We start from the raw sequence: 13629 nt of genomic DNA, 5'->3' as shown, positions 1-13629 counted from the left end.
CTGTGGAACCGACCTGCCAATGCCTCGTTGCCCTGTTGCTGCAGGAAGCCAAGTCATGGTTGCAAGCACTGTCGGACGGGTCCCAAGGCACACGAGCGCCTCCATCAACCGGGAGATGATGCGCGGGATAGCCGAGAGCGTCCGGTGGCACGCGGCTCATCCGGAGGGTATCGACAGCCGGCTGCGCGAGCTGGACCGGGAATGGGATGTCGAGCGGATGCTGGAAGCCAATGCCTCGACACTGGCCTTCACGGGTACGGTCCTCGGCGCGACCGTGGACAAGCGCTGGCTCGCCTTGCCGGCCCTTGTGACCGCCTTCCTGTTTCAGCACGCGGCACAGGGCTGGTGCCCGCCTCTGTCGATTCTGCGGCGGCTGGGCTTTCGCACGGCCCGTGAAATCAATACGGAGCGATACGCCCTGAAGGCGCTTCGGGGCGACTTCGGCCCCATTGGGCCAGGCGCCCACGATCACGACAGCCGTGCCAGCCATGCCCTGCAGGCCGCTCGCCTCTAAAGGCGGCCTGCATTCAGGGGCTGCCTGCTTCAAGCTCCTGCCTCTGGAACACCAGACTGAGATTGTGAGCGGGCATTGGGACGCGCTCGACAAGTTCCAGCCCGTGAGGTCTGGCGAGGTCTGTCACCTCTTTCAGATCACGGACACCCCACTCCGGGTTTCGGTGTCGGAGGTCCCCGTAGAAGGCCTCGTTGCTGGGAGCCGTGTGGGCGCCGTTCTCCTTGTAGGCTCCGTAGAGATAGAGCCCCCTCCAAGCGGGAGTACACGCCCTGCCCCACCATCAGTCCCTGCGTCGCCTGCCAAGGAGAGATGTGGACCATGTTGATGGTCACGACCGCATCGGCCCGCTCTATCGGCCAGTTTGGAGCGGCGGCATCCAGTCTCAACGGTGCAAGGAGATTGGTCAGCCCTGAAACCGCCTCATGGGCGGCAAACCCAGGGTCAGTCCAAACCATTGAGTTCTTGCCTATGAAGGTCAGCTCACGCCGCCAATGCGGAACCTCGGCTAAGGTCCACCCGGTGCCAAAAGAGATCTTCCGGACATACAGAGGGAACTGTGCGGAGGAATTTTGCAAGAAGTCTCTGCCTGAGCCTGCACCGGACTGTAGCCCCGAGATGAGGATCTGCAGGTTCGCCCTTGTCATGGCGGCCCCGACTTATCCCTTCTGGTTTGCAACATCCGGAAGGTATCAGCTACCAGAGCAGTCCATCCCTTCAGTTTCACTTGCTCATCAACCGAGCGATATCGGCAGCAAAGCGCACTTCAGAGTCATCCTGCGGCCGATAGTCGATTACACGACGGGCATTGGTGATGCTCCAGAACGTGCGGGCGTTGTTGGAAACGCCATAGAAGATATGAAATGGCACGCCGTATTCGTCGTCGATCTGAGGCTCCTCAATAGATTTACGGAAGAGCTGCTGCAAATCGCGCTCGCTGATATAGCCTGAGAGTTCCCGCACATACCGAGCGCGCGGCAGATCGGCAAACTTGCTGGCGTCGATCTCCCGGGGAACGACAATCCGCAGTTGGATCACCTCCAGCTTCCGCCCTAGGCTGCCGCAGGCATACAGAAATCCAAGCGACTCGTAAGCGGCCTTGGCCCAACCATAGAAGCTGTCCGGCCGCGGGTAATCCTCCGGGCTGACGCGATCGCGCAGACCAGCGAAGTAGGGTTGCTCGTACCACTTCGCCGCTTGATTGGTGCTGGCTGCCACCACCCGCCGCACGCCGTGGTCCAGAGCCATCTGGTAGATCCGCTGCATCATGTCGATGTTGCGGCGCTCTCCGTCGTACTGGCTTTGCAGGTCAGATCCATCCGGCCGATGGTAGGCCGAATGAACCACCACATCCACTTGAGTGAAGATGGCCTGTAGATCAGTTGAACTCGCCGAGAGCAAATCGAGCACCTCGACGCCGTCAACGGGTTGACCAAGTCCGTTCTCCAGCCGAGTGTCTATGAGCCGCAGATCATAATGTTCACGAAAGACTGGGAGCAACTGGCCCGCGATATATCCGGTTGCACCTGTCAGCAGCACCCGCAATTTTGCCAAGACCGACCTCCTTCACATCTCTTGCTGAGTTTCGACTACCATGCGCGAACAACAGGCTTCCCCTCCGGTCGCACCAAGTCTCCGAAGGCCGTAAAGCGCCAGGAAGGGACAATCCTTCCTGGCAGATAGATCACGAGCTAATTTCTCAGGCGCCCTATTGCGGCAGCCCAGTTCGAGCGCTTAATGCTTCTGAATTTCCAACCGGATGACGTTCCACGAGGCTGGCGCGAGCTTGGCCCGTACCTGCTCTCCCCAAACCTCGACTCCCTCGAGAGAAGAGGGCCTGATCGTATCGGGCGCATCCTTCGTGTTGACGGCCATCAGATCGTCGCTGCGCAGCTGGTGCGCCTCCTTAACCGTGAGACCGTCGAAGCCGCGCACGAGGGCTTCCATCGACAGGCTGTCATCAAGGCTGCGGTTGAGCGCGAAGATGGTGACGCAATCCTCCTCGTGGTTGTGAACCACGGACAGCTTCAGATAGGGCACAGCCGGGAGCGGGAAGCGCAGCTCGGATGTCCCACGTGGATCGTAGTACGTCGTCTCGTAGGTCGGCGAGTCCACCTTCGTCTGCAGCACCGTGCCTCGGCCGAGATTGCTCATGTCCTTGAACGGGTAGAAGATGGTCTGGCGCCAGGCAGGCCCGCCGGTCTCGGTCATAATGGGCGCGATGGCGTTCACCAGCTGCGCAAGGCAGGCCGACTTGATCCGGTCAGCGTGATTGAGCAGCGAGATGCAGGCGCCTCCGAAAGCAAGCGCGTCCTGCATATTATAGATCTCCTCGAGGATCGGCGGCGCGACGGGCCACCCGAGCTTCACCCGACCCTCGTTCTTGCGCCGGGTGCGGTACCACACGTTCCACTCGTCGAAACTCAGCATGATGCGCTTGGGCGACCGACGACGAGCGGCGACCGCGTCCGCAATGGCGACAACCTCTTCGATGAAGCTGTCCATCAGGTCCGGACTTGCGAGAAATGCCTGAGTATCATCCGCATAGTTGTTCAGATAGGTGTGGAGAGAGATGTATTCGACGTGGTCGAACGAGTGCTCAAGCACAGTGTCCTCCCAGCTGCCGAAGGTCGGCATGTTGCGCGAGGACGAGCCGCACGCAGCGAGTTCGATGGTCGGATCGATCCATTTCATGAGCTTGGCGGCCTCGGCCGCGATCCGCCCATATTCCCACGCGGTCTTCGTCTCCATCTGCCATGGGCCATCCATCTCGTTGCCCAGGCACCAGAACTTCACATTGTGCGGCTTCTCCCATCCATGAGCGCGCCGCATATCCGAGAGCTCCGTGCCACCCGGGAAGTTGCAGTATTCCAGGAGGCGCCGGGCATCATCGGGACCCCGCGTGCCGAGATTGACAGCCATCATGGGCTCCACGCCGGCCGCATGGCACCAATCCATGAACTCGTTGGTGCCGAAGGTGTTCGGCTCGGTCGACATCCACGCGAGATCAAGCCGCCGGTGGCGGTTCTCCACCGGGCCAACGCCATCCTCCCAGTTGTATCCGGAGACGAAGTTTCCGCCCGGATAACGGATGATGGTTGGTGCCAGCTCGCGGACGAGATCAAGCACGTCCCGTCGGAATCCACGCTCATCGGCCGTTGGATGGCCCGGCTCGTAGATGCCGCCATAGACACAGCGTCCCAGGTGTTCGACGAAGGCGCCGAACAGACGCGGATCCGTTTCCGCGATCGAGAAATCGCGGTCAATGGTGACTTTGGCTTCTTTCATTGGAAGGCTCCGATCAGTTAAGCAGGCAAGCTCGTTTTCGAGCTGTCGGGGGAATAAGGGATGGATTAATTCGCCATCGCGGGCATGGGGTCCGTGAAGGGATCGTCGAGCCAAGCGCCGTCAACCGACAGAACCGCTTGGCGTAGCTTGATGGAATAGGCATGCTGTGGCGCGGCCAGCACTGTCCGGGCGTCGCCGCCTTCCACCACCCTGCCCTTTTGCATGATGATCAGACGGTCGCTGATGTAATAGGCTGTCGCGAGATCGTGCGTGATGTAGATGATCGAGACCCCGAATTCGTCACGGAGCTTCTTGAACAGGTTGATCACCGTCATGCGCAGTGATGCGTCGATCATCGAGACCGGCTCGTCGGCGATGATCAGGGACGGATTGGACACGAGCGCGCGCGCGATCGCCACACGCTGGAGCTGCCCGCCCGACATTTCGTGCGGATAGCGCCCCCGGACTTCGGCAAGCGACAGGCCGACCTTGCGGAGGGCGTCGTCAACCCGCTCCGCGGCCGCCTCGGGCGTGCGGCATTCCGTGAAGCGCTGGGCCGCACTGAACAGGTAGCGATCGACGCGCTTCAAGGGATTGAATGCATCGAACGGATTCTGGAAGATCGCCTGCACATGACTCATGAACGCGAGCCTGTCCCGGCGGCTGCGGACCTCGCGCAGGTCTCTTCCACGGAACAGGATCCGCCCGCTCGTGGGAACCATGCTGTTCAGGATCATGCCTGCCAGAGTGGTTTTTCCGCTGCCGGACTCACCAATGATGGTGAATACTTCAGGCTTGTCCGCCGCGAGAGAGAAGCTGACATCGTTCACGGCATGGTTGATCCTCCGCGAAACAAGACCGCTCCTTGTGAAGATTTTGTTGACATTTTCCACCTCGAGAAGATTCGGACTCATGCGCTCGCCTCCTTATGCGACCGTCTCGATCCGGGTGGGATCGGCCTGGGCAACGTGGCAGGCCGCCCGGTGCCCAGGCAGGATCTCGACCATGGGCGGAGCCTCGCGGCGGCAGATATCGATGGCGAGAGGACAGCGGGGATGGAAGCGGCATCCTGGAGGAGGGTCAGCGAGGCTCGGGGGTGAGCCTTCAAGGCCCTTTTTCGGCACCTCGTCCCCGATGCGCGGCAGGCTAGAAATCAGATGGGCCGTGTAAGGATGGAGTGGCTTCTTGAACACATCCCGCGTCCTGCCCTCCTCCACCAGCCGGCCGGCGTACATGATGCCTAGACGATCGGTCAGATTGGCGTGAACCGCCATGTCGTGAGTCACGAACAGGATTGAGGACCCGAGCTCCCGCTGGATCTCCCGCAACATGGAGAGCACACTCTTCTGGACGATCACGTCCAGCGCTGTGGTCGGCTCGTCCGCGATGATGAACTCGGGACTGCAGACGGTTGCCAGAGCGATGGTCACCCTCTGCCGCATGCCACCGGACAGCTCGTGCGGGTAGGCCTGGAGGACCGCAGGGTCAAGGTGGACCCGCTTTAGGTGCCGCTCCACGAGGCGGGTAAAGTCTGCCCCCTTCACGGCCACATGCGGCAAAGCGAAATCCGCGAAGGCGTGCTTGACCCGCCGGACCGGGTTCAGCACGCTCATGGAGCCCTGCATGATGTAGGACAGATGGCTCCAGCGGATCGCCGACAGCTCCTGCGGCGAAAGCTTATAGATATCCCGCTCTCCGTCCTTGAAGTTAAACCGCACCGAGCCTTCGACAACCCTGAGCGGGGGGCGGATGGCACCCGCAATGGTCTTGATCAGAGAGCTCTTTCCCGAACTCGACTCGCCGGCAAGGCCGTAGATCTCATTGCGGTTGATCTTGAGGCTTACGTCGTCAACCGCCCTCACCTCGCGGTCGACGCCGAATAGCTGCGTCTTGTAGTAGGCCTTCAGCCGATCCACCGTGAGCAACGGGACAGTCTGCGGCGCCTTCATTTCAACGGACGGGGGTATGGGTCGTAGCTCGGTGATCATGCTTGCCCCCCAAGACGGCTGAGGCGGCTGCGCGGATCGATGTATTCGTTCATCGAGATGGCGAGCAGAAACAGGCCGATGAACAGCATGATGACGAGTGCGACCGGGAACGTGATCCACCACCAGATACCGGATACCAAGGCGGTATGCTGGTTTGCCCAATAGACCATGCCGCCGATCGTGGGAGTGTTGATGTCGGTGAAGCCGAGAACGGAGAGCGTCACCTCAATGCCGATCGACCAGTTGATGTTGTTCATGGTGGTCGAGAACACGATCGGCAGGACGAAAGGCAGGTGCTCCTCAAGAACGATCTTGCTGGTGCTCATGCCTGAGAACACTGCTTGGCGGGTGAATTCGCGGGTCCGCAGGCTCATGGCGATGGACCGGATCAATCGCGCATCATAGGCCCATCCCAGCAGCGCGGTGATGACTGCGAGCATCGCCCAGGTCATCTGGTCCCGCATGATGAAGTAGAACAGCACCAGGATAGGAAAGAGCGGGATGACGACGAAGGTATCGTTGATCGACATCAAGACCCGGTCCACCCAGCCGCCCTTGTAGCCCGAGATCAGCCCGACCAAGAGGGATATGATACGGCTGATGACCGCCACCACGATGCCGAACAGAAGGGTATTCCGGATCGCAAAGGTGAGCTGCCAGAACACGTCCTGCCCTCGCGACGTTGTGCCCAGCGGATATTCCCAGGACGGCGGCACATCGGGAGGCACGACGTACACGTCCATCGGCGGATAGGGTGAGAAGAAGGAGCAGGCAGCGACGGTCAGCACGATAAGGACGAGGATCAACCCGATGGCGAACTCACCATTGTAGCGGAAGAGGTCACGAAGAATCCTGAGGGTATTCATCACCGTGCCTCCACGCGCGGATCGATCAGGGGATAGAGAAGATCGATCAGCAAAACAGTGGCAGAGACCGCCACAATCGAGATTGTGGTGATGCCAAGAACCAGACTGTAGTCGCCAGCGTGGACCGCACTGATCAGCAGGGATCCGACACCCGGGTACCCAAAGACCTGCTCGGTGATGATCGCGCCATTGAAGATGGCACCCAACTGCAGGGCGAGACCTGTGAATTGGGGACCGAGGGCGTTGCGCATCACATAGGACCGCATGATCTTGCTGCGCTTCACGCCAGCGAGCTCCGCATAGACGACGTAGTCCTCGGTCACGATGTTGGACACGAGCGAGCGCATCCCCATGAACCACCCGCCGATGCCGACGGCCATGAGAGACAGAACCGGCAGGATCGAGTGCACCGCCACGTCGATCGCGAAGGCAAACGTGTTGGAGCGGTCCGACGCCATCGTGGCGCCGCCGCTGATCGGCAGAACAGGCCAGAGAAAACCGAAGATGATGAGGAGAACGAAAGCGACAACGTAATACGGGATGGGGTGGAGTCCCATGCTAAGAACCCCGAAGGCCTTGAGGACCCGGCTGTTGCGATAATAGCCGGCGAGACCGCCGAGGAGATTGCCCAAGACCCAAGTCAGAACGGTCGAAACCAGCAGGAGGCCGACGGTCCAGGGAAGGGCTCGCAGGATGAGCTGCGAGACCGGTGTTGGAAATGCCGACAAGGAGGGTCCAAAGTCGCCGACCATGACCCGTTTCCAGAACGTGACGTACTGTTCCAAAGGCGAGCCCTCGAGACCATAGAGCTGGCGCAGCGACTGGCGCATCATCTCGATGGCTTCCGGACTGGTCGCCCCGTAGGACGTCGCGGCCGAGATCGACTGATCGACCGGATTGATCGGGGTCAAGTGCGTCACCAAGTAGGTGATGTTGATCCCGACGAAGACGACGACCGCGAACTGCACCAGCCGCTTGGACAGGTAGGCCAGGTAAGCCCTCATGGACCGCTCCTTGTCTGAGAGGAGTAAGGAGATGTCTGCGCTCTACTGCTGCTTGGGCTTCAGCTTCACCATCATCGAGCGGGAGTTGCCCCAGTTCGGGACAGGATTGGCATAGGGATTCTCCGCAGTCGGGTATCCCGTCCAATACGTCTCATCCATGGCCGTGAAGACATTGTACGCCATCAGCGGGATGATCGGCATTTCGCGAACGACGAGCTTGGCGTATTCACGACCAAGTTCGACCGTCCGCTTGTCATCGAAGGAAATCCGGCGCACCTCCTCGATGATCTTGTCGAGCTCCGGATTGCTCCAGCGCTGCCAGTTGCGAGGCGATTGCGTCTTGCCTGGGGCTGCGACGAACTGCGAGTGCCAGCTGTCGAGGAAAAACGACAGGTCAGGATGGCCGCCGTAGGTCTCGACGCTCCAGGAAATCAGCGTCTCGAAGTCGCCCGCGATGCGTCGGTCGAGCATCGTGGTGCCCTGGGCGACCTCCGTCTTCGCATCGATGCCGAACTGGCGCCATTGCTGGACGATCATGGTTCCGGCGCGGGTCAGGATCGGACGTGAGTCACCTTCGACCATCAGCTTGATCGAGAACGGCTTACCATCCGGCGTGTACCAGCTGTTGCCCTGCTTCCTATAGCCGGCTCGCTCGAGAAGCTCCGCGGCCGCCTGCGGATTGGGCTTCCACCACCCGTAGCCGAACGCCTTCCTGATCTCCTTCGGATCAGTCGGGATCTGCTCCTTCATTGTAGGACGCAGCATGTCGGCGATCTGATCTCCGATGTTCGGATCGTACGGCTTGATCTTGCTTTTGCCAGTGTCGATCTCATAGGACGCAAGCCAATCCTGAAGTGGAATGTGGTAATCGTCCGGATGAGTTCCCGTCGGTGGGATACCAATTGGGGACAGCGTCGCGGCACCACGATAGGCTGCCATGGAGACGGCCTTGATATCGATCAGCAGAGCCAGCGCCCACCGCACATCGCGGTTCTGGAAGGCTGGATTCTGCATGTTGAAAATGACCGACGGCAGAGTCGGATCCGGGTGCGCGAACGGGAAGTTCTTGAACCAGGTCTTCAGGCTCGGGGACTGCTTGGACAATGTGAACATGCCCTCGGGCGCAATGTCATGCACCACGTCCAAGTTGTGGTTGAGCTGCGCGATCACGCGCTTATCCGGCGGGCCCGGGTCGATATAGGCGGCGAATTTTGGACCCGGCTCGCCATAGCGCCCAAGCGTAGTGCGCTGCCAGTCATCGCGTTTTTGCCAGATATACCACTTGCCGTCAGGGTCAAAGCTGTGGAGCTTGTAGGCGCCGAGGGAGACCGGCGGATTGAAATCGAACTTCTGCGGATCAGCCGCCTTTTCGAAGACGTGCTTCGGCATCATCCAGATGCCGTTGAACCGCACCGTAAAAAGCGAGTGAAAGCGTGAATTGGGCCTCTTCAACTTGAACCGAACGACCCAAGGCTCGGGCGATGAGACGCGTTCGACATTCAGCGCCAGCAAGGCGCTCCAGCGCATGCCCGGATTTTTGATTTGGGTCTCGACCGTATAGATGAGATCATCGGCCGTGAACTCGACACCATCGCTCCAGTAGATCCCGGGACGGAGCTTCACCGTCATCTCGGTGAAATCATCATTGTAGATCGGCTTTTCAGACGCGAGCGAGTTTTCCCAAACTCCATCAAGCCCACGCTCTGGGTCGATGTACCAGAGCGTATCAAGGGCAAGTTGATGCAGACCGGTGTACTGGCCGCCAGCGTTGATGGTCCAGATGTTGAACCATCCAGGGTTTTTGATCGTGCCTTCCGGGTTTTCGAGGATGATCGTTTCGTTCCGGGGCACCCCCGGGACAGTCGTTTGGGACAGCGCGGTGGTCGCAGCCAGAGCCAGACCTGTCGCAACAGTAAGCAAGCGCAGAATTCGCATTGGCGTTCCTCCAAGAATCCGATTTATCGTTTTTTCTTATTTAGCCCCGGATTTTCGGGATTGGTCAACATGATCGTTGATATATATCAAACCTTCCGATACATATGCGGGTCCATTGAATGGGTTCCCCTGGTCCAGATTTCGTGCTGAGCGGCTAAATGTCGACATTCAAAAGAAAATTTCTGACGCTTGTTGCTGAGGAAAGCTCCGAGACGCTACGGGCGATCGCCTCGCCGGCCAGGATTCGGATCCTCAAGCTCCTGCGGGAAAGAGGACCACTTAACGTCAATGAGATCAGCGACGCGCTCGGTCTGCCGCAATCGACAATCGCGACACACATTCAGATGCTCGAGCGCTCCGGGCTCATTGAGACAGAGACTCTCAAAGCTTCAAAGGGACAGCAGAAGGTCTGCTCCATTCGCTACGATGAAATCATCATCCGCCTCGATGATCAGAATGCGCTCAAGAGCAAGGACTATGTCGAGGTGTCTATGCCTATCGGCCTCTATACGAGCTGCGATGTGAGCGCCCCTTGCGGACTTTGTTCAACGGAGAGTGTTCTGGGCGTCCTCGACGTTCCGGATTTCTTTCTCGATCCTCACCGCATGAATGCATCGTTGATCTGGTTCAGGCGCGGATTCGTAGAATACAAGTTCCCTAATAACGGCAAGGTTCTCGGAGCCAAGATCGACAGGCTCGAATTCGTCATGGAGCTTTCGTCCGAAGTTCCCGGCACGAGCCTCGACTGGCCTTCCGACATTAGCCTCTGGGTCAACAATGTCAAAGTCGGAAGCTGGATCTCGCCGAGTGACTTCGGAGACAAGCGCGGTCTTTACACACCGCAATGGTGGAAGCTGGAGGGCTCACAATATGGCAAGCTCGTCACCTGGCAGATCTCACGGAGTGGAACATCGGTCAATGATGTCCAGATTTCGGACGTAACACTCGACAAGCTGGAACTCGACAAGCATCACGGGATTCGGTTGAGGATCGGCATTGACGAGACGGCTCGCCACCCTGGTGGAATAAATATCTTTGGTCGCGGTTTCGGAAACTATGATCAAGATATCGTCATGCGTATCTTTCTGAAGGAACAGCCGGGCGCATAGGGTAAGTGGTGAAGCCCGGAGAGCCGGAAGGTCGGCTCTCCCCAGATTGCAGACATTCGGCTACCCCGCGCAATGTGAGTCGAGACTGCCGCGGATTGCCCGAGGTTCGTCTGCTGTATCTTGGGGCAGGTATCCGACATGGCGGCCCAGCGCTTCGTCAGGCCACTGATCGCGGGCGGCCCCATCAAGCCGCGCGGCAAAGTCGCCGCTCGGTTCACCCGTGCCGGTCGCGATAGCTTTGCGGATCTCGTGCATGCACCATGCTCGACTGACGCAACGACTTGCATTTTACGCCGGCACAGTTTTGCACCGGCTCTCCAATTGCACGATTGCCCGTTGGTTCGTTCGCCGCGATGTTTTCGATAGTGCACGGACGATATACATCATCTCCTATGATCTGATGCTTCGTGCCGCCGAGCATCGCCTCGGCCCAGTTGGATTGCACCCTGTGCAGAAAAGGCCGATTGCGAACTGGCTGGGTTTTGCAGGTCCGAAGACGAACTGTTGCCGGTCATCGGGGGCATTCACCCAGACCTGATCATTTTCGGTCGGGGCCTGCCGTCATCTTCCAGGTTTGTCGCTCAGTTCTTCGGGGCTGCATGTTGCCCGCGAGCGTCAACGATGGTGCGTGGCAGCGCTAGATGGACAGCGCCCGTTTCGGGTTCCTGGATGAGACGGGGGCCGTCACAAGGTCAGCTCCCTGTGCACAGAAGCTGCCTGGGAGTGCTGCATCTCAGCCCATTCAAAGTTCGGCTCGACCGCGGGAGCGAAGCGACCTATCTTGTCTCCTCTCGTATCTGCGTGCTTTTGAGTACCCATGGTGTCCTCCCCTTCCGCTCGGCGACCAAAGACTCGCGTGCAGCCTCATGCGGCCCCAACTGTTGATCTCAGCGCCGTTATCATGGCGGCCACACCCGACGAGCCACGGGTCCTCACCGTTCAGGTTGATCAGCTTGACGGCTTACCCTCTGGGCCATTGCAATCCGAGCACCGGACGCTGGAGGTGGGACTGCGGACGTGGGTGGCCGAACAGACCCAGCTGACCTTGGGCTATGTCGAGCAGCTCTACACGTTTGGCGATCGCGACCGAACCGAGGCGGATATCCAGGGAGGCGGCCATGCCCTGTCGATTGCCTATCTCGCTCTGGTACGGGAGGCACGTCCGGCTGGACTGGCGCATGCGGCGTGGCGGAACTGGTATGCCTATCTGCCGTGGGAGGACTGGCGTGAGGGCCGACCTCCGGCGCTTAAGGTCGTCGAACCAGCTCTGAAGGCGTGGGCCCGCGCGGGCGGCAAGGGCTCGAGACAATTCCGCGAAGAGCGCATCGAACTCACGTTCGGGTTCGAATCCGGCACCTGGACCGATGAACGGGTCCTGGAGCGCTATGAACTGCTCTACGAAGCCGGTCTCGTTCCCGAGGCCCTCCGCGATATCCAGTCGCCTGTCTCCCCGAAGGTGCGGCTCGCGCCTGGTCAGCCAATGGCATGGGATCACCGGCGGATCCTGGCCACGGCCATCGGCCGCCTGCGGGGCAAGATCAAGTACCGGCCGGTGATCTTCGAGTTGATGCCCGCCTCCTTCACTCTGCTCGACCTCCAGAGAACGGTCGAGGCCCTGTCCGGCGTGCGCCTGCACAAGCAGAACTTCCGCCGGCTTGTCGAGATGCAGGGCCTCGTCGAGGAAACGGGCGAGGTCACGACCGAGACGGGCGGGCGTCCTGCCCGGCTGGTGCGCTTTCGGCGCGAGGTTCTGATCGAACGGCCCGCGCCCGGCGTGCGACTGCCCCGCCTGAGGTGAGCCCTTCTTCGCGCAGATTGAGGGTTGACGCCGCCTTATACTCTCTTCTAGCATAAGTCATGCGCCGGCTATGCAGCCGGTTTTCTTTTGATCCGCTAATGCTCAGACTGAGCATAGGAGGCCGCAATGTCCGGTGCTGCTCCGCTTGTGCCTGCGTCCCTGCCCTTGCCTGATCTCTACGCCCGCGTCAGGCATCATGTCCCAGCCATCGAGTGGCCAGTCTTTGCCGATGATATCGAGGCGATCCTTGCACTGAAGCGCCGGCACAAGGCGGCCATTCTGGCACACAACTATCAGACGCCCGAGATTTTCCATACGGTGGCTGACATCGTCGGTGACAGCCTGGCCCTGGCACGCGAAGCGGTGAATACGGATGCGGACGTGATCGTGCTCGCAGGCGTGCACTTCATGGCGGAGACCGCCAAACTCCTCAATCCGGACAAGACGGTGCTCATTCCCGATGCCGAGGCCGGCTGTTCGCTCGCCGAGTCGATCACGGCGGAGGACGTGCGCCAGCTGCGGGCGCGCTACCCGGGTGTTCCCGTGGTCACCTATGTGAACACCTCCGCCGCCGTCAAAGCCGAGTCGGATATCTGCTGCACCTCGGGCAATGCCAAGAAGGTCATCGAATCCCTTGGTGTGGATCGTGTGATCATGCTGCCGGACGAGTTCCTGGCCCAGAACACGGCAGCCCAGGTGCCGGGAATCGAGATCATCACCTGGGCAGGCCACTGCGAAGTGCATGAGCGCTTCACCGCCGAGGATATCCGCACCGTGCGCGAGAGCTATCCCGACGTAGTCGTGCTGGCTCATCCTGAGGCTCCTCCCGAAGTGGTGGCTGAGGCCGATTTTGCCGGATCGACCGCCGGAATGGCGGATTTCGTGGGGCAGCACCGCCCGGCCCGTGTCGCGCTCGTGACCGAGTGCTCGATGAGCGACAACGTCGCGTCTCTATATCCGGAGGTCGAGTTCGTGCGGCCCTGCAACCTGTGCCCGCACATGAAGCGGATCACCCTGCCGAAGATCCGAACGGCGCTCGAGCAGCGCCGGCACGAGGTCACGATTGACCCATCCGTGGCCGAGCGGGCGCGGCTGGCCGTTGAGCGCATGCTCGCCGTTCGCTGAGGACT

At 60.2% G+C, this 13629-nt stretch carries 13 protein-coding genes and 1 pseudogene; 4 read left to right on the top strand and 10 right to left on the bottom strand.

All coding sequences use genetic code 11. The annotated features are described in order from the left end of the window. Nucleotides 1–55 precede the first annotated feature (55 nt). The gene (locus ACUXUR_RS18320) at nt 56–514 is read left to right on the top strand and encodes a hypothetical protein (protein WP_445503783.1); all 459 of its coding nucleotides are present in this window, start codon (nt 56–58) and stop codon (nt 512–514) included. Between the two features lie 13 nt (nt 515–527). Here the strand turns inward: ACUXUR_RS18320 and ACUXUR_RS18315 are convergent. From ACUXUR_RS18315 to ACUXUR_RS18275, 9 genes and pseudogenes are all read right to left on the bottom strand, one after another. Further along, nucleotides 528–698, bottom strand: a pseudogene (locus ACUXUR_RS18315) (DUF938 domain-containing protein); the annotation flags it as partial. Next, nucleotides 652–969, bottom strand: a complete 318-nt coding sequence (locus ACUXUR_RS18310; RefSeq protein WP_445503842.1) for a DUF938 domain-containing protein — start codon at nt 967–969, stop codon at nt 652–654. The gene ACUXUR_RS18310 and the pseudogene ACUXUR_RS18315, both read right to left, overlap by 47 nt. A 265-nt stretch (nt 970–1234) precedes the next feature. Continuing rightward, nucleotides 1235–2065 carry an NAD-dependent epimerase/dehydratase family protein gene (locus ACUXUR_RS18305; protein ID WP_445503782.1) on the bottom strand — a complete coding sequence of 277 codons (831 nt, stop codon included), beginning with the start codon at nt 2063–2065 and terminating at the stop codon, nt 1235–1237. Nucleotides 2066–2245: 180 nt separating this feature from the next. Then, nucleotides 2246–3799, bottom strand: coding sequence for an arabinosylfuranosidase ArfA (arfA, locus tag ACUXUR_RS18300; protein WP_445503781.1), 1554 nt, complete (start codon nt 3797–3799; stop codon nt 2246–2248). Between the two features lie 65 nt (nt 3800–3864). Next, complete coding sequence (locus ACUXUR_RS18295; protein WP_445503780.1) at nt 3865–4713, bottom strand: ABC transporter ATP-binding protein; 849 nt, start codon at nt 4711–4713, stop codon at nt 3865–3867. A gap of 12 nt (nt 4714–4725) precedes the next feature. Continuing rightward, nucleotides 4726–5748, bottom strand: a complete 1023-nt coding sequence (locus ACUXUR_RS18290; RefSeq protein ID WP_445503841.1) for an ABC transporter ATP-binding protein — start codon at nt 5746–5748, stop codon at nt 4726–4728. Nucleotides 5749–5783: 35 nt separating this feature from the next. After that, nucleotides 5784–6653: an ABC transporter permease gene (locus ACUXUR_RS18285; protein WP_445503779.1), complete on the bottom strand. Its 870-nt coding sequence runs from the start codon at nt 6651–6653 to the stop codon at nt 5784–5786. Continuing rightward, nucleotides 6653–7657: an ABC transporter permease gene (locus ACUXUR_RS18280; RefSeq protein WP_445503778.1), complete on the bottom strand. Its 1005-nt coding sequence runs from the start codon at nt 7655–7657 to the stop codon at nt 6653–6655. The genes ACUXUR_RS18285 and ACUXUR_RS18280 overlap by 1 nt, the downstream gene beginning before the upstream one ends. A gap of 42 nt (nt 7658–7699) precedes the next feature. Next, complete coding sequence (locus ACUXUR_RS18275) at nt 7700–9592, bottom strand: ABC transporter substrate-binding protein (protein WP_445503777.1); 1893 nt, start codon at nt 9590–9592, stop codon at nt 7700–7702. 158 nt (nt 9593–9750) lie between these two features. Here ACUXUR_RS18275 and ACUXUR_RS18270 point away from each other — a divergent pair, with 158 nt between their 5' ends. Then, entirely contained in the window at nt 9751–10701 is a 951-nt protein-coding gene (locus ACUXUR_RS18270; RefSeq protein ID WP_445503776.1) for an ArsR/SmtB family transcription factor, read from the top strand. A 60-nt stretch (nt 10702–10761) separates the two neighbouring features. On the opposite strand, the gene ACUXUR_RS18265 is transcribed toward ACUXUR_RS18270, so the two are convergent. Further along, nucleotides 10762–10956 (bottom strand): hypothetical protein, encoded by a 195-nt coding sequence (locus ACUXUR_RS18265; RefSeq protein WP_445503847.1) that lies wholly within the window; start codon nt 10954–10956, stop codon nt 10762–10764. 562 nt (nt 10957–11518) lie between these two features. Here ACUXUR_RS18265 and ACUXUR_RS18260 point away from each other — a divergent pair. Next, entirely contained in the window at nt 11519–12499 is a 981-nt protein-coding gene (locus tag ACUXUR_RS18260; RefSeq protein WP_445503775.1) for an NUDIX hydrolase, read from the top strand. Nucleotides 12500–12625: 126 nt separating this feature from the next. Next, nucleotides 12626–13624, top strand: coding sequence for a quinolinate synthase NadA (gene nadA, locus ACUXUR_RS18255; protein WP_445503774.1), 999 nt, complete (start codon nt 12626–12628; stop codon nt 13622–13624). The last annotated feature ends 5 nt before the right edge of the window (nt 13625–13629 follow it).

Source organism: Microvirga medicaginis (assembly GCF_052658925.1).
Note: the sequence above shows the minus strand (reverse complement) of the source record. Positions and strands in the feature narration are given on the sequence as shown.